This window comes from Acidiphilium sp. AL, from assembly GCF_025499445.1.
GTDB classification, from domain to species: domain Bacteria; phylum Pseudomonadota; class Alphaproteobacteria; order Acetobacterales; family Acetobacteraceae; genus Acidiphilium; species Acidiphilium iwatense.
On the sequence record NZ_JAIMBZ010000033.1, the window covers coordinates 15,539 to 34,070 of the forward strand.

21 protein-coding genes and 1 pseudogene are annotated in these 18,532 nt (G+C 63.2%); 9 read left to right on the top strand and 13 right to left on the bottom strand.

What is annotated here, in order from left to right; all coding sequences use genetic code 11:
- The first annotated feature begins 40 nt into the window (after positions 1-40).
- From AiwAL_RS15285 to AiwAL_RS15300, 4 genes are all read left to right on the top strand, one after another.
- Complete coding sequence (locus AiwAL_RS15285) at positions 41-1,213, top strand: acetyl-CoA C-acetyltransferase (protein ID WP_235705192.1); 1,173 nt, start codon at positions 41-43, stop codon at positions 1,211-1,213.
- 4 nt (positions 1,214-1,217) lie between these two features.
- A complete protein-coding gene (locus AiwAL_RS15290) occupies positions 1,218-1,949 on the top strand; it encodes a CoA transferase subunit A (RefSeq protein ID WP_235705193.1) in 732 nt (243 codons plus the stop codon).
- The gene (locus AiwAL_RS15295; RefSeq protein WP_235705194.1) at positions 1,949-2,599 is read left to right on the top strand and encodes a CoA transferase subunit B; all 651 of its coding nucleotides are present in this window, start codon (positions 1,949-1,951) and stop codon (positions 2,597-2,599) included. Before AiwAL_RS15290 ends, AiwAL_RS15295 begins: the two co-directional genes overlap by 1 nt.
- 85 nt (positions 2,600-2,684) lie before the next feature.
- Complete coding sequence (locus tag AiwAL_RS15300; RefSeq protein WP_235705195.1) at positions 2,685-4,253, top strand: GMC oxidoreductase; 1,569 nt, start codon at positions 2,685-2,687, stop codon at positions 4,251-4,253.
- On the opposite strand, the gene AiwAL_RS15305 is transcribed toward AiwAL_RS15300, so the two are convergent.
- The 5 genes from AiwAL_RS15305 to AiwAL_RS15325 all read right to left on the bottom strand — a co-directional run bounded on the left by AiwAL_RS15305 (position 4,234) and on the right by AiwAL_RS15325 (position 7,865).
- The gene (locus AiwAL_RS15305; RefSeq protein ID WP_262313000.1) at positions 4,234-4,965 is read right to left on the bottom strand and encodes a VOC family protein; all 732 of its coding nucleotides are present in this window, start codon (positions 4,963-4,965) and stop codon (positions 4,234-4,236) included. The genes AiwAL_RS15300 and AiwAL_RS15305 overlap by 20 nt on opposite strands.
- A gap of 17 nt (positions 4,966-4,982) precedes the next feature.
- Positions 4,983-5,888, bottom strand: a complete 906-nt coding sequence (locus AiwAL_RS15310) for an SMP-30/gluconolactonase/LRE family protein (protein ID WP_235705197.1) — start codon at positions 5,886-5,888, stop codon at positions 4,983-4,985.
- Positions 5,885-6,331, bottom strand: coding sequence for a cupin domain-containing protein (locus AiwAL_RS15315; RefSeq protein WP_235705198.1), 447 nt, complete (start codon positions 6,329-6,331; stop codon positions 5,885-5,887). The genes AiwAL_RS15310 and AiwAL_RS15315 overlap by 4 nt, the downstream gene beginning before the upstream one ends.
- Positions 6,332-6,335: 4 nt before the next feature.
- Positions 6,336-6,785, bottom strand: coding sequence for a DoxX family membrane protein (locus AiwAL_RS15320; protein ID WP_235705199.1), 450 nt, complete (start codon positions 6,783-6,785; stop codon positions 6,336-6,338).
- Between the two features lie 72 nt (positions 6,786-6,857).
- Positions 6,858-7,865 carry a cysteine synthase A gene (locus tag AiwAL_RS15325; protein ID WP_408851761.1) on the bottom strand — a complete coding sequence of 336 codons (1,008 nt, stop codon included), beginning with the start codon at positions 7,863-7,865 and terminating at the stop codon, positions 6,858-6,860.
- A 94-nt stretch (positions 7,866-7,959) separates the two neighbouring features.
- Between AiwAL_RS15325 and AiwAL_RS15330 the strand changes: the two genes are divergently transcribed.
- The 5 genes from AiwAL_RS15330 to AiwAL_RS15350 all read left to right on the top strand — a co-directional run bounded on the left by AiwAL_RS15330 (position 7,960) and on the right by AiwAL_RS15350 (position 12,648).
- Positions 7,960-8,370 (top strand): rhodanese-like domain-containing protein, encoded by a 411-nt coding sequence (locus AiwAL_RS15330; RefSeq protein ID WP_235705200.1) that lies wholly within the window; start codon positions 7,960-7,962, stop codon positions 8,368-8,370.
- Between the two features lie 75 nt (positions 8,371-8,445).
- Positions 8,446-9,663 carry an MFS transporter gene (locus AiwAL_RS15335; protein ID WP_235705201.1) on the top strand — a complete coding sequence of 406 codons (1,218 nt, stop codon included), beginning with the start codon at positions 8,446-8,448 and terminating at the stop codon, positions 9,661-9,663.
- Between the two features lie 49 nt (positions 9,664-9,712).
- Complete coding sequence (gene map / locus AiwAL_RS15340; protein WP_235705202.1) at positions 9,713-10,504, top strand: type I methionyl aminopeptidase; 792 nt, start codon at positions 9,713-9,715, stop codon at positions 10,502-10,504.
- 88 nt (positions 10,505-10,592) lie between these two features.
- Positions 10,593-11,198 (top strand): DNA repair protein RadC, encoded by a 606-nt coding sequence (locus AiwAL_RS15345; RefSeq protein ID WP_316044788.1) that lies wholly within the window; start codon positions 10,593-10,595, stop codon positions 11,196-11,198.
- A 145-nt stretch (positions 11,199-11,343) separates the two neighbouring features.
- A complete protein-coding gene (locus AiwAL_RS15350) occupies positions 11,344-12,648 on the top strand; it encodes a site-specific integrase (RefSeq protein WP_262313001.1) in 1,305 nt (434 codons plus the stop codon).
- Between the two features lie 78 nt (positions 12,649-12,726).
- On the opposite strand, the gene AiwAL_RS15355 is transcribed toward AiwAL_RS15350, so the two are convergent.
- The 8 genes and pseudogenes from AiwAL_RS15355 to AiwAL_RS15390 all read right to left on the bottom strand — a co-directional run.
- Positions 12,727-12,966, bottom strand: a complete 240-nt coding sequence (locus AiwAL_RS15355; protein ID WP_262313002.1) for an AlpA family transcriptional regulator — start codon at positions 12,964-12,966, stop codon at positions 12,727-12,729.
- 63 nt (positions 12,967-13,029) lie between these two features.
- Positions 13,030-13,383, bottom strand: a complete 354-nt coding sequence (locus tag AiwAL_RS15360) for a DUF736 family protein (protein ID WP_262313003.1) — start codon at positions 13,381-13,383, stop codon at positions 13,030-13,032.
- A gap of 14 nt (positions 13,384-13,397) precedes the next feature.
- Complete coding sequence (locus tag AiwAL_RS15365; protein ID WP_262313004.1) at positions 13,398-13,700, bottom strand: DUF2274 domain-containing protein; 303 nt, start codon at positions 13,698-13,700, stop codon at positions 13,398-13,400.
- A 25-nt stretch (positions 13,701-13,725) separates the two neighbouring features.
- Positions 13,726-15,003, bottom strand: coding sequence for a TrbI/VirB10 family protein (locus AiwAL_RS15370; protein ID WP_262313005.1), 1,278 nt, complete (start codon positions 15,001-15,003; stop codon positions 13,726-13,728).
- Between the two features lie 11 nt (positions 15,004-15,014).
- Positions 15,015-16,046 (bottom strand): P-type conjugative transfer protein TrbG, encoded by a 1,032-nt coding sequence (trbG, locus tag AiwAL_RS15375; RefSeq protein ID WP_262313008.1) that lies wholly within the window; start codon positions 16,044-16,046, stop codon positions 15,015-15,017.
- A 71-nt stretch (positions 16,047-16,117) separates the two neighbouring features.
- Positions 16,118-16,813: a conjugal transfer protein TrbF gene (gene trbF / locus AiwAL_RS15380; RefSeq protein ID WP_262313009.1), complete on the bottom strand. Its 696-nt coding sequence runs from the start codon at positions 16,811-16,813 to the stop codon at positions 16,118-16,120.
- Between the two features lie 5 nt (positions 16,814-16,818).
- Positions 16,819-18,246 carry a P-type conjugative transfer protein TrbL gene (gene trbL, locus AiwAL_RS15385; protein ID WP_262313006.1) on the bottom strand — a complete coding sequence of 476 codons (1,428 nt, stop codon included), beginning with the start codon at positions 18,244-18,246 and terminating at the stop codon, positions 16,819-16,821.
- Between the two features lie 80 nt (positions 18,247-18,326).
- Positions 18,327-18,532, bottom strand: a pseudogene (locus tag AiwAL_RS15390) (P-type conjugative transfer protein TrbJ); the annotation flags it as partial.

Here is an 18,532-nt window from a genome sequence, read left to right on the forward strand (position 1 = left end):
CACGGCTATGGTGGCGGAAATTACGGAGGAGGAGCAAACCATGGACGACATCGTGATCGTTGCCGCCGCACGCACCCCGGTCGGCAGTTTCAACGGCGCCTTCGCCACTACCCCGGCCCATGTGCTGGGCGAGGTCGCGATCAGGGCGGCGATCGAGCGCGCCAAGCTCTCGCCCGACGAAATCGACGAGGTCATTTTCGGCCAGGTGCTCACCGCCGGCGCCGGCCAGAACCCCGCTCGCCAGGCGGCGCGCAACGCCGGCATTCCCGATTCCACGACCGCCTTCGGCATCAATCAGGTTTGCGGTTCGGGCTTGCGCGCGGTCGCCCTCGCGGCCCAGCAGGTGATGTCCGGCCAGAGCGACATCGTGATCGCCGGCGGCCAGGAGAGCATGTCGATGAGCCCGCATTGCGCGCATCTGCGCGCCGGCACCAAGATGGGCGACCTGAAATTCATCGACACCATGATCAAGGACGGGTTGTGGGACGCGTTCAACGGCTACCACATGGGCACCACCGCCGAGAACGTTGCGCGCGCCTATCAGATCACCCGCGAGGAACAAGACGCGCTCGCGCTGGCCTCGCAGCAGAAGGCCTCGGCGGCGCAGAAATCCGGCCGCTTCAAGGATGAGATCGCGCCCGTCACCATTGCCGGCCGCAAGGGCGACATCACCGTCGCCGACGACGAATATATCCGCCATGACTCGTCCGCCGAGACGATGGCCCGCCTCAAGCCCGCCTTTTCGAAAGACGGTACCGTCACCGCCGGCAACGCCTCTGGCATCAACGACGGCGCCGCCGCGCTCATCGTCATGTCCGCCAAAGAGGCGGCCAAACGCGGCCTCGCTCCCCTCGCCCGCATCGCGAGCTTCGCCACCGCCGGAGTCGATCCCGCGCTGATGGGCACCGGCCCGATCCCGTCTTCTCAAAAAGCGCTCGGGCGGGCCGGCTGGTCCGCCGGCGACCTCGATCTGGTCGAGGCCAACGAAGCCTTCGCCGCTCAGGCCTGCGCCGTGAACAAAGGCATGCATTTCGACCCCGCGCGGGTGAACGTGAATGGCGGCGCCATCGCCATCGGCCACCCGATCGGCGCCTCGGGTGCGCGCGTGCTGACCACCTTGCTGTTCGAAATGCAGAAGCGCGGCGCGCACAAAGGCCTCGCCACGCTCTGTATCGGCGGTGGCATGGGCGTCGCCATGTGCGTGGAGCGCTGAACCGATGCGCAAGGTTTATAACAGTGCGACCGAAGCGCTCGCCGGACAGCTCCGCGACGGCATGACCATCCTCTCCGGTGGCTTCGGCCTGTGCGGCGTTCCCATGGCTCTGATCGAGGCGATTCGCGAAAGCGGCGTGCGCGATCTCACCATCGTCTCCAACAATGCCGGAATCGACGGCGCCGGCCTCGGGATTCTTCTGGAATCCCGGCAGGTCAAAAAGATGATCTCCTCCTATGTCGGCGAGAACGCGACCTTCGCGCGCCAATATCTTGCCGGCGAACTGGAAATCGAATTCAACCCGCAAGGCACACTCGCGGAGCGCGTCCGCGCCGGGGGCGCCGGCATTCCCGCCTTTTTCACCGCGACCGGCTTCGGCACCGCGGTCGCCGACGGTAAGGAAACCCGCGAATTCGACGGTAAACACTACGTCATGGAGCGCGGTATCATCGGCGATCTCGCCATCGTCCATGCCTGGATGGGCGATACCGAAGGCAATCTCGTCTATCGGAAAACCGCGCGCAACTTCAACCCGATCATGGCCAGCGCCGCGAAAATCACCGTCGCCGAGGTCGAACATCTGGCCGAACCCGGCGCCATCGACGGCGATCACATCGTCACCCCCGGCATCTTTGTCAAACGCATCGTCAAGCTCGACAAGATCGACAAACGGATCGAACAGCGCACCACCCGCCCACGGGTTTCGGTCGCGCACTCAAGCCTGGAGAAAGTGTGATGGCGTGGTCGCGGGATCAGATGGCTGCCAGGGCGGCGCGGGAGCTGAAAGACGGATTTTACGTCAATCTCGGCATCGGGATTCCGACGCTGGTGGCAAATCATATACCAGACGGAATTTCGGTGCAGTTGCATTCCGAGAATGGGATGATGGGCATCGGCCCGTTCCCGTATGAAGGCGACGAGGATGCCGATCTGATCAATGCCGGCAAGCAGACGGTGACGGAGTTGCCGACCACGAGTTATTTCGACAGCGCGGCCTCGTTCGGCATGGTGCGTGGCGGGCACATCGACATTTCGATTCTCGGCGCCTTGCAGGTGGCGAAGAACGGCGATCTCGCGAACTGGATGATTCCCGGCAAGATGGTCAAGGGCATGGGCGGGGCGATGGATCTGGTCGCCGGCGTGCCGCGCGTGGTGGTGCTGATGGAACACACGGCGAAGGGCGAACCCAAGATCCTGAAATCCTGCTCCTTGCCGCTGACCGGCAAGGGGGTAGTGAGCATGATCGTGACCGATCTCGCGGTATTCGAAGTGGATAAAACAAAAGCGCTGGGCCTCCGGCTGATCGACAAGCCTGATGACGTGACGGTCGAGCAGATCAGGGCAGCGACCGAGGCCGATTTCGAGGTGAGCGAGGCACTTGCCTGATCGCACGGCTTCGTGATCGTGCGGCGCGCGTTTTGATCGTTCGGGTTGACTATCTTCCGGTGGTGTCACAACGCCGGGAGCAATCATGGAGCAGGATCATTACGATGTCATCGTCATCGGCTCGGGGCCGGGCGGAGCATCGCTCGCACAGCGCCTGGCGCCCACCGGCAAGCGCATCCTGATCCTCGAACGCGGCGATTATCTGCCGCGCAGCCAGAAAAACTGGGATTCGCAGACGGTCTTCGTCGATGGCGCGTATCAGACCAAGGAAACCTGGTTCAACCACAAGGGCGACAGCTTCCAGCCCGGTCTGCACTATTTTGTCGGCGGCAATTCCAAGGTCTATGGCGCAGCGTTGTTCCGCCTGCGCGAACGGGATTTTGAAACCCTCCTCCACAAGGATGGCGTTTCACCGGAATGGCCGGTGAAATACGACGTGTTCGAGCCCTATTATGCCGAGGCCGAGCGGCTGTTTCACGTCCACGGCCAGCGCGGCGAAGACCCGAACGAGCCTTGGGCGAGCGGGGAATTTCCGCACCAGCCAGTGAGCCACGAGCCGCGCATCGAGGAGCTTGCGGCAAGCTTCCGACACGATGGACTGCACCCGTTCCATCTGCCGCTCGGAATTTTGCTCGATGAGAAGGACGGCAAACCCACCCCCACCAGCATCTGCATCCGCTGTGATGCGTTCGATGGGTTTCCCTGTCTTCTGAATGGCAAGGCCGATGCACAGATTTCCTGCATCGACCCGATGTTGTGGCTTCATAATAACGTCACGTTATTGACGAACGCCTATGCCGAAACCCTGGAAACCGATGCGCGGGGGCGCACGATATCCGCCGTCAACGTGAAGCGCGAAGGCGCGCACGAACGCTATTCGGCGGATATCATCGTGGCGGCGTGCGGCGCACTGAGTTCAGCACTGCTGCTGTTGCGTTCGGCGAACGATGCGCATCCGAACGGCCTCGCCAATGGTTCGGATCAGCTCGGCCGCAACTATATGCGCCACAACCAGTCGGTCCTGATGGCGGTGCTGCGCGAGCCGAACGACACGGTGTTTCAAAAAACCCTGGCGGTGAGCGATTATTACTTCGGCGCCGATGACTGGGAGTTTCCGCTCGGCTTGATTCAAATGTGCGCGACCTCGCACGCCGATCAGATCCGCGGCGAGTCCCTACCATCCTGGTTGCAGTTCATGCCCGACATGCCGTTCGAGGCGATGGCGCGGCATTCGATGGATTTCTGGCTGTCGGGCGAGGATCTGCCGCGCCCAGAAAACCGCATCACGCTGCATCGCGACGGCCGCGTGTTCCTTGATCTGGAGCCGAACAACATGGAGGCGCATCACCGGCTCAAGCACAAGCTGGAGATTGCGATGCGCACCGCCGGGCCGCATCTCGCTTTACTTGAACGCTCACTCTATCTCGGCAAAAACATCCCGATTGGCGGCACCGCGCATCAGGCCGGCACCGCGCGCTTCGGCGCTGATCCCGCGCAATCGGTGCTCGATAGTGATTGCAGGACCCACGAAATTAACAATCTCTATCTGGCCGACGCAAGCTTTTTTCCCTCGATCGGCGCGGTAAACCCGACGCTCACCATCATCGCCAACGCACTGCGCGTCGCCGATCGGATCAAGGAACGGCTTGGATAAAATGTCCGTCGGGATCGCGCAGCAACACGGACTCCCCATCTACTAACATGAGGCGCGTTGCCGCGACGTCGTCGATCTCCCATGGATTGCGTGGCCGGGTGGTCAATGGCGCGCAATATTCGAGCAATTCGAGATGCGGCGGATCGCGGTCTGGCAAAGTCAGCGCGGTGACGGCGACGAGTGGGTCGGCCAATCCGTCGAGTGCGGCCTGTTCGGCACCGCGATTAGTTGAATGTGCCGTCGCCTGGAATCCGAACCCGGCATAAAACGCGATGCTCCGTGCGGTATCGGCCACCACGATCGCCGAATGATCGATGCCGATGCACAGGCCATCGTCTCTGCGATCGCGCCAATAATCCGGGCAAGTCTCAAGTGAAAACGCGAGCAATTCCAGCGGATGCCCCTCGGGATCACGAAACTTCCAGGCGGTGACGCCGCCCGACGACTTTGGCAAGTGCCGAGGGCCATCGATCGAAATGGGCGTCGCTCCATGATCGAGCGCGCGGCGATACGCCGTCCGAATATCGGTCACGACAATGGCGATGTGCTGAAACCACGGATCGTTGCTGGCACGCGGTTGCGGATAACCGGCACCGGATGCCGCAACGAGATGAACACGCTGCGCGCCCAGACCAAGCGTGCCAACATCGATCCGGTCAAACCTCAGAGCCTGGCAATAGAAATCCGCAAGCGCCTCAGGATTGCGTGCCATCAGCACGATACCGGCTATCATGGCATCTGCGCGCCGCGGGTGTTCAGGAAAATCGCATAGAGCGTGTGAGAACCGCCGATAAACAGACGGTTCTTGTGCAGTTCGCCGAAGGTAACATTGGAAACCCGATACGGCACCAGAATCTTTCCAAGCAGTGTGCCGTCAGGGGCGATGCAATGCACGCCATCGGCGGCGCTGCTCCACACATTGCCATCCTCATCGACGCGGAACCCGTCCGCATAGCCGGGTTCGATTTTATGAAATATGCCGCCGCCATGCAGCGACTTGCCATCCGCGCCGACATCGAACACGCGGATATACTGGCGCGGGTTTGACTTGCTCTGGTCCCCGGTTTCGGCTACGTAAAGGCGCTTTTCATCCGGCGAAAACGCCAATCCGTTCGGCCCGTCGAAATCATCCGCCGCCACAGCGATCTCGCCGCTCGCGGGGTCGAACCGATAGAGTGCGGGCGGCTGCTCGGAAGTCTGCCGTCCGCCCTCATAGTCGGTCATCAGCCCGTACAAGGGATCGGAGAACCAGATGCCACCGTCGGATTTCACCACCACGTCGTTCGGCGCGTTCAACCGTTTTCCCTCGTGGTGGCTGACCAGTTTTGTCAGCCGGCCGTCGTGTTCGGTGCGATAGAGGCAGCGCCCTCGATGCGAACAAGCGATCAGCCGCCCTTCGCGGTCGCGCGTCTGCCCGTTCGCGTAGTCAGACGGCGCGCGATAGACCGATAGGCCATGGTCCTCGCTCCAGCGCATCGTGCGGTTGCGCGGCAGATCCTGGAACAACAGGCAATTCGCATCGCCCATCCAGACCGGTCCCTCGATCCAGCGAAAACCGCTCGCCAGTTTCTCCAACTCAGCGTTATCAAGGATATAGCGCAAAAACCGCTGATCGATGACGACAAAATCGTTCATGCGAACCGGCAGGGTTGCCCGATCGTGGGCGGCGCGTCGAACTGCACCACCATCAGCACGGCGGGTTCATCACCGATCGTCCCCGATCGATGCCCGGTTCGGCCATCCAGTTTCCGCGTGTTCTGATCCTCGCCGAACGAGATTTCGCCTGGCCCCATTTCCACGCGCGTGCCGTCCATCGATTCGACGAACCAGCGCCCGGACAGCGGAATGATCCATTGCGGGCGCGGGTTTTCGTGCCATTCCCCTACCCAGCCGACCGGTTGGATGGTCACCATCACGGCCATGCCGCCATGGGTCTTGCTGCCCTGCCATTGCGGCGCGGCACCCGGACCCATCGCCTTCATCTCGAAATCGGTCAGCACGCAGCGTTTCTGGTGGCTGACACCGTGTTCGTCGGTCCAGAGATACCAGTATGGAATTTTCGGTGTTTCGTCGGACATATTTCTAGCTTCCCGCATAAGGATGGGTCGAGCCGAACGGGTGCGCGAGGAACACATCGAGCCCGTGAACCGTGGTGCCGAAGGTGATCAGCAGGAACCCGCCGGCCAGGGAAAAATTCTTCAGGAAATCCCAGAACAGATCGCGCCCCTTGCTTTCGCCCGCGCGCCAGAAATCGCCCGGCGCCCAGAAGCGCTTGAACAGCACCGCGGTCGCCATACAGTACAGTGCGAGGATCAGGGCGGCGAACCGATCCGCCGTGCCTGTCAGTATTCCGATCGACATCACGATCTCGATGAACAATCCCGTCAGAATCGAAAAAACGGCAAGGATCGGGACGGTGAACAATTCCTGCGCCTGCCCGACCGCACCCCGGAAATTCAGCAGTTTGTCGAGCGCGCTGAACGGGAAGAACAGCACCACCAGCAAATAGCGAACACCCAACGTCACCAGCATGATCCACCCCATCGCGCACGCGCAGGGCCAGATATGGTCACCGCGATCAGGCCGGACAACCCGTCCAATAACCTACCGTTCGTCCAGCCAGGGCGGCACCGGCAGGCTCTTGCCCTTCAGGAATTCAGGATTGAACAGTTTCGACTGATAGCGCGAGGCGCCGTCGCACAGGATCGTGACCACGGTATGTCCAGGCCCGAGATCGCGCGCCACCCGGAGCGCCGCCGCTACATTGATGCCTGTCGAACCGCCGACCGAGAGCCCTTCGTGGGTCATCAGGTCGAATACCTGTTCCACCGCCTCGGCGTCGGCGATTCGCACCGCATCGTCGATCGGCGCGCCGTCAAGATTGGCGGTGACGCGCGACTGGCCGATCCCCTCGGTGATTGACGAGCCGTTCGGCGTGAGATCGCCCGACTTGATCCAACCGTAAAGTCCGCTGCCCTCGGGGTCCGCCAGCACAATCCGCACGTCCGGCTTGTGCGACTTCAGCGCCATTGCCACTCCGGCCAGCGTGCCGCCGGTGCCACAGGAACAGGTGAACGCATCCACATGCCCTCCGGTCTGGGACCAGATTTCCGCCCCGGTGGTCAGGCGATGCCCTTCCCGATTGGCGACATTGTCGAACTGATTGGCCCAGAACCCGCCGGTCTCCTCGGCGATCCGCCGTGACACATGCACGTAATTGCCCGGATCGCGATAGGGTTTCGCCGGCACCAGGCGCAGATCGGCGCCGATCATCCGCAGGAAGTCGATTTTCTCGCGGCTCTGGGTGTCCGGCATGACGATCACGCAGTGATAACCGCGTGCATTGGCGACCAGCGTAAGGCCGATGCCGGTATTGCCCGCCGTGCCCTCGACGATCGTCCCGCCCGGCTTGAGCAGGCCGCGCGCCTCGGCATCCTCGATGATGGCGAGTGCGGCGCGATCCTTCACCGACCCGCCGGGGTTCATGAACTCCGCCTTGCCCAGAATGGTGCAGCCGGTCGCCTCGGAGGCGCGCCGCAAGCGGATCAGCGGCGTATGGCCGATCGCGCCGATCAGGCCGTCCGCGATCGTGGTGGATTGAAGTGCGGTCACGCGCATCCCCTCGTTGTTGATCCTGTCTTGCATCACGCGCCTGTCTCGGCCAACCTCTGTCAATGGGATAGCGATCCCGGTGATGGAGGACGATATGGTCGAAGATGTAGCGCCGAAACAGGTCTGGGAAGCCCTGATGAGCAATCCCGACGCGGTGCTCTGCGACGTGCGGACCACGGCGGAGTGGAATTTCGTCGGCATGCCCGATCTGTCGCAGGCGGGCAAACAGACGGTACCGATCCAGTGGCAGGTGTTTCCGACCATGCAGCCGAACCCGCAATTCCTCGACCAGTTGCAACAGGCGGGGATCGGGCCGAATCACCACATCTATTTCATGTGCCGCACCGGCGGACGCAGCCTGGCTGCCGCGCGCGCCGCGAAAGAGGCCGGGTTCAAGCATGTCTACAACATCAAGGATGGGTTCGAGGGCCCGCACGACCAGCGCGGCCATCGCGGCCATGTCGCCGGCTGGAAGCATGACGGGCTGCCCTGGGCGCAGAAATAGCCACGCGCGGCATGATCGTCTGATGTGCGCCGACCAACCTGGAACATAGGCCATCGGACCTGCCATTGATCCCGGATGACCGACGCCCCGCCCGTCGATTTCATCCATCGCAACAGTCCAGCCTTCCGCCGGGTCAACCTCGCGATGTTCGCCGCCGGCTTCGCGACCTTCGCGCTGATGTATTGCGTACAGCCGCTTCTTCCGGTGTTCGCGCGGGACTTCCGGGTAAGCCCGATCGGTGCCAGCCTCGCGCTGTCGCTGACCACCTTCACCCTGGCCGCAGCACTTCTGGTCGCCAGCGCGCTGTCGGAAGCCTGGGGCCGCAAGCGCATCATGGCGGGGTCGATCATCGGCGCGGCGCTGCTGACCATCGCATCCGCCGCCATCCCGCATTGGGGCCTGTTTCTCGCGTTTCGTGCGGCGATCGGCCTCGTGCTGTCCGGCCTGCCGGCGGTTGCCATGGCCTATCTCGCCGAGGAAATGCATCCAGGATCAATGGGGCTCGCCATGGGACTCTATGTCGGCGGCAGCGGCTTCGGCGGCATGGCGGGGCGGCTGATGACCGGAATTCTGGCCGATGCCGTCGGCTGGCGCTGGGCGACCGTCGCGATCGGCGCCATCGGCCTTGCGTCGGGACTGATATTCGCCGCGCGCCTGCCGCCGTCGCGGCATTTCACCCGCCGCCCGCTCGTGCTTGGCGGGCTCGCCCGAACCTATCTTGCCCATCTCGCCGACCCGGCGCTGCGCCTGCTGTTCGCCGAGGCGTTCCTGATCATGGGAGCTTTCGTCACCGTCTATAACTACATCACCTTCCGGCTGATGGGTCCGCCCTTCGGTTTATCCCAGACATCGGTGGGGCTGATCTTCTCGGTTTATCTGGTCGGTGTCGCGAGTTCGGCCTGGATGGGCGATCTCGCAGGAAGGCTTGGCCGTGCCCGTGTGCTGCCGGCGGGAATCGGCATCGAATTACTGGGCGCGCTGCTCACCCTGTCGTCATCGCTGCCGGTCATCGTGCTCGGGATCGCGCTGGTCACCTTCGGTTTCTTCGCCAGCCATTCGGTGGCGAGTTCCTGGGTGGGATCGCAGGCGCGCGGCACGCGCGCCCAGGCCGCCGCACTCTATCTGTTCCTCTATTACCTCGGCTCCAGCGTGATGGGCTCAATCGGCGGCATCGCCTGGAGCCACACCGGCTGGGGTGGCGTGGTCGCGATGATCGCGCTGATGCTGTTCATTGGGCTTGCGATCGCGCGGCATCTGGCGATCTTGCCATCGCGCCCGGCGGAGGTCATGTAGCGAGCATGTCGATTCTACGAACAGGCCCGGCCGCCGTGGAGCATCCGTAATGGACGGCGGCACGGAACAGCGCCACATCACCATTCACACCAAAGCGGATTTCGCACCGATGCGTGCGGCGGGCGCGCTGGCGGCCGACGTGCTCGACATGATTGGTGCGCATGTCCGCTCCGGCATCACCACCGGCGAGATCGACGCGATCTGTCATGACTATATCATCGCGCGCGGCGCAATCCCCGCCCCGCTGAATTATCGCGGCTTTCCGAAATCGACCTGTATTTCCATCAACCACGTCGTCTGCCACGGCATTCCCGGCGCCCGCGCGTTGATGGACGGCGACGTGCTCAATATCGATATCACCGTCATTCTCAATGGCTGGCATGGCGATTCCAGCCGCATGTATGTCGCCGGCACGGCCTCGACCAAGGCGCGGCGGCTGATCGATGTCACCTACCAATCGCTGATGCGCGGCATCGCCGCGGCGAAACCAGGGGCACATTTCGGCGATATCGGCCATGCGATCCAGGTCTATGTGGAAAGCCAGCGTTTCTCCGTGGTGCGCGATTTCTGCGGCCACGGCATCGGGCGGCGTTTCCACGAACCGCCCAACGTGCTGCATTTCGGCCGCCCTGGCGACGGACCGCTGCTCAAGCCCGGCATGTTCTTCACCATCGAGCCGATGGTGAACGCCGGCCGCCCCGAGGTGAAAATCCTCGACGACGGCTGGACCGCGGTGACCCGCGATCGCAGCCTGTCCGCCCAGTTCGAACACATGGTCGGCATCACCGAGACCGGCTGCGAAATATTTACTCTCGGCGCGAACGAGGCCAAACCCGCCTGACCTGCTTCCCAAAGCCTACGGGCTATGACAATCTAGACGTGTGTCAAAACGTCTATACACGACAAAGTCTTCATCCGATGAATTGCTGTTGTCTCCGGCGGCGGACGAAATCGATACGCCGGAAGTGCATGGCGCCGCCGGCCATCGTTCGCGCCTTCGCGCGCGGCTGCTGAAGGCCGGGCCGGACTCCCTGGCCGATCATGAAGTGCTGGAAATGATGCTGTTCCTCGCTTTGCCCCGGCGGGACACCAAGCCGATCGCTCGTGCCCTGGTGACCAAATTCGGCTCCTACGCCCAGGCGATCGCCGCCCCGATCGCCGAACTGCTCGCCGTCGAGGGGTTGGGTGAAGCCGGCGCCGCCGCGCTGAAAATCGTCCAGGCCGCCGCGCTCCGCCTGGTCCGCGCCGAGGTGATCTACCGGCCGATCCTGAACCATTGGGACCGGCTGATCGAATACCTGACCGCCGTGCTTGCGCGCGAACGGGTGGAGCAGGCGCGCGTGTTGTTCCTCGACCACCGCAACCGGCTGATCGCTGACGAGGTGCAATCGCAGGGCACGATCAACCACACGCCGGTCTATCCGCGCGAACTGCTCAAGCGCGCGCTCGATCACCATGCCACAGCGATCATCCTGGTGCACAACCACCCCACTTGCCATGGTTCGATCACCCTCAATCACGCTGTTTACCGTTGAATCATTTGATATATTGAGTTGCCGAGAGCAGGATACTATGGCATGTTGGGGTTGGTTTCGAGGGGATCATCCGCCGTTTTGACCCCAGTCGCCGACCCCAGCTGGGCGTCTGGCGGCCCACTTGAGAGCCGATGGGAGAGCCCGCTTGCCGAGCCTTACCGATGGAGAGATACGCCGCGCTCTGAAGCAGGTGGAGCAGACCGGCAAGCAGCTGAGCCTGGTCGATGGCGAGGGGCACGGCACCGGGCGGCTGGTCCTGGCCATGAAGCCCATGCCGACTCGCGTCACGGCGGACTGGATGGCGCAGCAGTGGCGCGATCAGAAGCGTCTCAAGAAAAAGCTCGGCTCGTACCCGTCGATGTCGCTCAGCAACGCGCGCGAGGTGTTCACCCGCGATTTCGCCGACCTTATCCAGAAGGGGCGCAGCATCAAGATCGCCGGCGACACGCGCCCGGGCACCGTGGCCGATCTGTTCGAAGCCTACGTGGCTTACTTGAAAGCGTCGGGAAAGTCGTCCTGGAAGGAAGCCGAGAAAGGTCTCAGCAAGATCGCTGGTACGCTCGGCCGCAACCGCGCCGCTCGGGACATCGAGCCCGACGAGATCACCGACCTCATTCGGCCGATCTACGATCGCGGCAGGCGTTCGATGGCGGATCACGTCCGCAGCTACATCCGGTCCGCGTATAGCTGGGGCCTGAAATCGGAGCACGACTACCGTAGGTCGTCGCAGCGGCGTTTCCACCTCGCCTATAATCCAGCAGCCGGCATCCCGACGGAGCCCAGGAACGTCGGAACGCGGTGGCTTGATGAAGAAGAATTCCTACGCCTCTACTGCTGGCTCGAATGCCCCGACACGACGGTTCACCCGCCCTACACGCGGGCCGTGCGCATTCTCATGCTCACGGGGCAGCGGGTCGAGGAAATCGCCCGCCTGCATGTCGACCAATGGGACGCCAAGGAGCGGATCATCGACTGGTCGAAGACCAAGAACGGCAAGCCGCATGCCATTCCCGTCCCCGAGGTCGCGGTCGAACTGATCGAGGCGATCAAGCCCAACGCGCATGGCTGGTTCTTCCCTTCCGCCACCAACCCGACCAAGCCCGTCAGCCATGGCACGCTCTACTCGTTCATGTGGCGTCAGCGCGAACGCGCGGTGATCCCGGTGGTGACCAACCGGGATTTGCGCAGAACCTGGAAGACGCTGGCAGGCCAGGCTGGTTTGTCGAAGGAAATTCGCGATCGGTTGCAAAACCACACGCTCCAGGATGTCAGCTCGAAAAGCTACGATCGCTGGAACTACATGCGTGAGAAACGAGCCGCGATGGCGAAGTGGAATACGTTCGTCCAGGCGATGCTGAACAAAAGGCGTCCCTACGCGGCATGCGAAAAAGTCACGGCGATTATCCATGCCGCCGCGGACGAAGCCGCCCAACCAATGGCCAGACTGTGACCACTGGACGTTCCCCCGGCAACCATTTGCAAAGGGACGAAATGCCCGTCCATCAGATACGGAACCAGCAAACGTATTTCAGGTATCACCCTGCTTACTCTGCTCATTGGTCATAAATCGTCGCGATGCACGGCAGCCCACGGTATTCGTTTTATCCCAGGCATCGAGTTCGCTAATGCGGTATAAGACCGCCTTGCCTAACTTGATAAAGGGCGGCCCAATTCGCATTGCTCGCCAATTCCGCAATGTCCCCACTGAGATGGCGCCGCGATAACGCTCCGAGACTTCTTCAGCGGTCAGAAATTCACTATCCGCCATAGTTGCCTCCATTGGAGACGGAAGGCTCCGTCGTCGTCCGACTTGACCTGGCAATTTCCAGCTTCATGGTGACAGCCCTACTTTGGGTGCCCGTCGGTCGGAAAAAAGCCGCCGGTTCCAGACGAGCTGGGCCGTCCCGCCGTCCTCCGACGGGAACAGGGCGGCGGTGATCGGTTCGTTCAGGCTTGGGTCGTCGAGCTTGACGCGCAGGTAATGCTTTGGGCTCTCACCACCGGATCGGGCTTCCCAGGCATCGCCAACAAGGGATTTGCCGACAAACACCCGGAATGCCGGCGCGTTGTCACCAGTGCGATTATCGTTAGGCACGAGGCGCAGCTTCGCATCGATGGTCAGCGTATGGACACTGCCGATCCAGCCGCCGTCTTTAGCGGATGTGAATATTCCGATCATGGACATGGCATACCTCGCTTTCAGGCTGAGATTGACGACGGCTCGGGCACCGTCCTCTTCCGACGCCGCTCGGTCCGTGGAGCAGATTCCGCCGAGAACATTTCGCCGGTGATGCTCTTGCGCGCTTTGGCGAAACCCTTGTCACTGTCGAGGAAGGCGCCGAGCATGAACGGGATCAGATCGGCGACGGATTCCGCCTCGCCATAGGTGGCACGATAGATTTCGGCGTATTGGCGGAGCGCCTGATTGAGTTCCGGCGATACGGTGATGGTGATCTTGACCGGTGTCCGGTCGGGCAGTCTCGCGAGTTTCAGTTCGGTCATGGAGATCCTTCGGGCTTCTGTCTCGTCATCCCCGGTAGGGCCGGAGCAGAAGATCCTTGCCGACGATCACGCGCAGCGGCCAGCCGGGGCGGATCGTGATGGTCGGTTGGATGTTGAGATCCTTTTCGATAATGCGCTGGCCGGCCTGGTTGGTGCTCTCCTGGGTCGACTGGCTGATCGCCTGGACAAGGTTGCTCTGGCTAGTGCCGAAGGTGGCCTGGGTGCCGACACCGAGCAGCGTCGAGAGGGCGACACCCTTCAGCAGGGTCCAGGTATGGTAATCGACTCCATCTTTCAGCCCGGTATAACCGGCCGCGTCGGTCGCCGGCAGGTTGTCGATCCGGATCGAGACGCCATTCGGCATGATGATGCGCTGCCAGACGACGAAGGCCCGGCTCTGTCCGAAGGCCACGACACTGGAGTAGGTGCCGATCAGGCGCGAGCCCTGCGGGATCAGCAGGATGCGGCCGGTGACGGTGTCGTAGACGTTCTCGGTCACCTGGGCGATCACCGTGCCTGGCAGGTCGGAATTCAGGCCGGTGATCAGGCTTGCCGGAATCACGGTGCCCGCCATGACCTCGTCGGGCGAGATCGGCATGCGAAGCCGATGATCGTCATAAATGCCGCCTGATGAAGGCCTGCCGACAAACTCACGTTTTTTCTCCCGATCGTTTTGCCGATTCGCCGCTTGATGGCCGACGGGGGGAGCGCCGCCGCCCGTCGCCGCGCCGTCGGTCGTGACGAATTTTGCCGCACTGGAACCCGGCATCCCGCCACCCGAAGGCGGTACGTTAGCCGCGCCGGCACCCACCTGCGTCGTGAGCTGGAAGAACACGCCGGCCTCGCTGGCGCGCCGCGCCTGCTGGGCGAGACGCAATTGCTCGGCCCGTTCCGCCTGGTCTTCGCTGCCCGGACCACCGGACGGGTTGAGCCCGAGGGACCGCTCGCGCAGCACGATCGGCGGCCCGAGATCGCCCGGCAACGGCGGCCCCAGGCGCGGCAATGATTTTGCGTTAGACTTTGGCTTCGGTAGTTGGCCGTAGGTGCTGGGCAACGCGGCCAAGCCTCCGGGTAGCGGTTGATGCTCCGCGTTGTAGAGTTCTGATCCACTTCCCAGCTTCGGATGAAATTTTGCGCCATTCAGCGCGATCCAGGTGATACCGGCGATCACAAGGCAACCGATCGCAGCGAGGCCGATCAGCAAATTGCGTTTGAACCGCACCACCCGCCGGGGCGATGCCTTGAGGACCAGGGATTCGGGATCGAGTTTCGGTGGCGCGGAATGAGACCCAGGCTCGCTCATGGCACCCTGCCCTACCAGCCCGTCCGGACGCGCGACGCCGCGGCGCCGGTTCTGGTGCGGGTGATGCGGACGATCTGCTGGGGGTTTGTGCCGAGCCGCAGTTCGGCGGCGGCGAAGAGCTGATCGACGATGTAGTAATTGTCCTGCATCCGATAATTGACCAGCTGGTCGTTGCCGTGCGGCCCGACGACGAAAAGCGGTGGCGCTTCACCCTGATCGATGCGCCGGGGAAACTCGATATAGACTTTGCTACCGTCATCGAACGCGCGGACCGGCCGCCAGGGCGGATCGTCCCCGGAAATCCGGTACCGAAAATTCAGGTTTGCGAGGGCAACGCCCCTGGCGATCGGTGCCGCGGCTTCGGCCTGCCGATTTTTCTGCCGAAGGGCAAACAGTTCATCCGCCGGATAGGTCCAGGAAATCGCCGCCATCGCGGTGTGATCGGTGCTTTGGAGTTCCAGATGATAACTGCGCCGATCGGTCATGATCACCAGGTTGGTCTTCAGGCCCGGCGCCGTGGGCTTGACCAGGATATGAACCTGTTTGTTGGCCCCCTGCCCGCTGGTGGTATTGCCGACGACCCAGCGCACGGTATCCCCGGCGGCGACAGAAATCAGTTTTTCGCCAGGCTGGAGCGCGATATCGGTCACCCGGTCGGGTGCCGCATAGAGCCGGTAGAGTGCGCCTTTGACGAAGGGATAGACCTGGATCGCATTGAGGTAGCCATGGACGGTGGGTTCGACCAGTGCGGCGTTGTTGGCAGCAGAAACCTGTGCCGCTGGCGAGCCCTCGTGGGCACTTGTCTTTGCCCCCGTATCTCCGCGCGCCGCAGGCAGCTTCATCAGCTGGCCGGGTAATGGCAGCGGTTCAGCGACGGTGACGATGCGCACCGGCTTGGGTGGATCGGGTGCGAGGGTGGTTGGTTTGAAGTCGGTGCTGTCGTAATGGATGGCGGGCGGCGGCATCTTGCCGGCGCAGGCCGCGAGGGTCAGTGCCGAGGCTACCAGGAAGAGGGTATTGCGGATGGTACGAACGCTTTGCATGGTGCTGGACTCCGTGCAGGGGCTGGGTGTGGTGCCGCTCATGAGCTGATCGGACTGGCCGTGGGCTGTGATCACCGGCCGGCTCCGGGCACGAACTCGCGGGACCAGGAGATTGCCTTGACGTAGAGCCCGAGCGGGTTGCGGCGCAGTACTGCGGCGGTGCGCGGCGACTTGAGGACGATGGTCAGGATGGCGGTCCAATGGGTGGTCGCCGCCAGGCCGCCCTGGCGATAGGTTTGCTCGGTCCACTTCACCTGGAACGAGGTCGCCGAGGCGCGGACGACGCTGGTGACGTCGACCGCGACGCTGCGATGACCGATCGCCTTGAACGGGTTCTTGCGCCGGGCGTAGTCGTCGAGGAACAATGCCGCGTGGCCGGTGATGAACCCATAGGCGTCGAGCCAGTCCCGGCGCACAACCACGGGATCGGTCGAGAGCGAGCGGACATCGGTGATGAACCGGGCGAGGAACCAGGCGATCTGGGCGTCGGTCGGTCTGTAGGGCGTGACTGCCGGACCGACGGCTTTGACCGCGCCGAGCCGGTCGACTTCGACGACATAGGGCGTCACCTGGCTTCGCGCCGATTGCCAGAGGAGCCCGCCGGCAAGCCCTGCCGCAAGCGACAGGCAGCCGAACGCCATAAGCCGCCAGTTCCGTGCCTGGACGCGGGCGGATCCGACCCGCTCGTCCCAGATCTGTGCCGCCTTCTGATAGGGAGTAACCGGTTCCGGGGTGCGGCCGTAGCGTTGCAGCGTGCGCCTGAACATCATGATCATGCCTCTCCGTCGCTCAGGTCGGGATTGGCCGCGGCACCGGGACGATCGCCCTCCTTGATCGCCTGGGCGGTGGCCTGGCGGTGATGGCGGGAGCGCTGCTCGGCTCGCAGACGCCGCCCCTCCGCTCGCATTCCATCGATGCTACGCATCGCTGAAACCTTGGCTTGCTCCGCCCAGGCCGGCGGTGCGGAAGCATTGCCACTCCACGAATTATTGGCTGCTGCACCCCCCGCCGAGTTAGGTGTCGAAGCGGTAGAAGCCGGGCCGCCGCCGGTGGCACGCCACGCCGCCTGCCTCCCGGCTTGGGCACTTTCGGAAAGCGAATTGCCGGCGCGCTGGCCAACCGAACGCGCGCGCTGCATGATCGCGCCGCCACCCGCCTGTGCCACGCCGCCGAGGCCCGCCGCGACCCCCGCCATGCCGGCAGCACCCGAACTCGTCTGGCCGAGCCCGTAGGCGGCCGAGGCCGCCGATCCCATCGCGGTGCCGGCACGAATCGCGGCAAGTCCGCCGGACCCGGCAGCACCGAGCAGGCGGGCACCTCCGAGGGCCGCGCCGCCGGTCAGCATCGCGGCACCGGCGACAGCGCCCGCAGTGCCGATCGCCGCCCCCGCGCCGAGCTGCGGCGCGCCGGAGACCAATCCGGTGGCGATGGCGGGGCCAAAAATGCCAAGCCCGAACAGGGTGATCGACGCCAGCACCAGCGACATCGCCCCGGCCAAGTTTGGCTCCTGCCCCTGGGCAGCACTGGTGAAGGCGCTGAACTCGGTGCTGCCAATCCCGACGATAACCGCCAGCACCATCACTTTGACGCCGGCGGAGACGACATTGCCGAGCACGCGCTCGGCAAGGAACACGGTCTTGTTCCACAGGGCGAAGGGAACCAGCACAAAACCGGCGAGCGTGGTCAGCTTGAATTCCAGCACGGTGATGAAAAGCTGCACGGCGAGAACGAAGAACGACAGGATCACCACGAACCAGGCGAGCAGGAGCACGGCGATCGTCACGAAATGGGTAAAGACCGTGACGACGCCGATCAGCGACCCGGCCTGCTGCAACAACGGCCAGGCGGCGGTAAAGCCGACGCCCGCAAGCCGTCCCGGCATCAGCAAATCGGCCGCGGTGAGCCCGGTCCTGGTGGCATCGAGACCGAGCGTCGAGAAGGACTTGAAGACGATGGAGGAGAGAACTTGAAAATTGCCAATGATGAAGGCGAAGGCGCCGATATAGAGCGTCTTCCTGATCAGCCGGGCGAGCACATCACCCTCATGGTCGAGCGCCCAGAACAACCCGGCCAGAGTCATGTCGATGCCGATCAGCACCGAGGAGAGGGCAACCACGTCGCCGTTCAGCAATCCGAAGCCACTATCGATGTAACGAATAAACACCTGCATGAACTGGTCGATGATGTTGAGATTGGTCATCGGATTTTTGCTCCGGGGCGAGAACGCTGATCTGTCGATCGTCACTGACCGTCGATCTTCGGTTGATCGCCGGTTGATCATCACGGGCTGTAGGCGACGCTTGAACCCAGGAAATTCTTGAACGCGGCGCGGCCTTCGGCTTTGGCCTCGGTGTCGTTGGCGCCGGTCAGCGCCTGGGCGCGATCCTCGGCCGCCATCAGGGTCTCGGCCTGCATCTGCTGCTTGATCGAGAGGGCGAGCAGCTGGTTGGTCGCCTGGCTCGCCTGCAGAGTACCGGCAGCGCTTT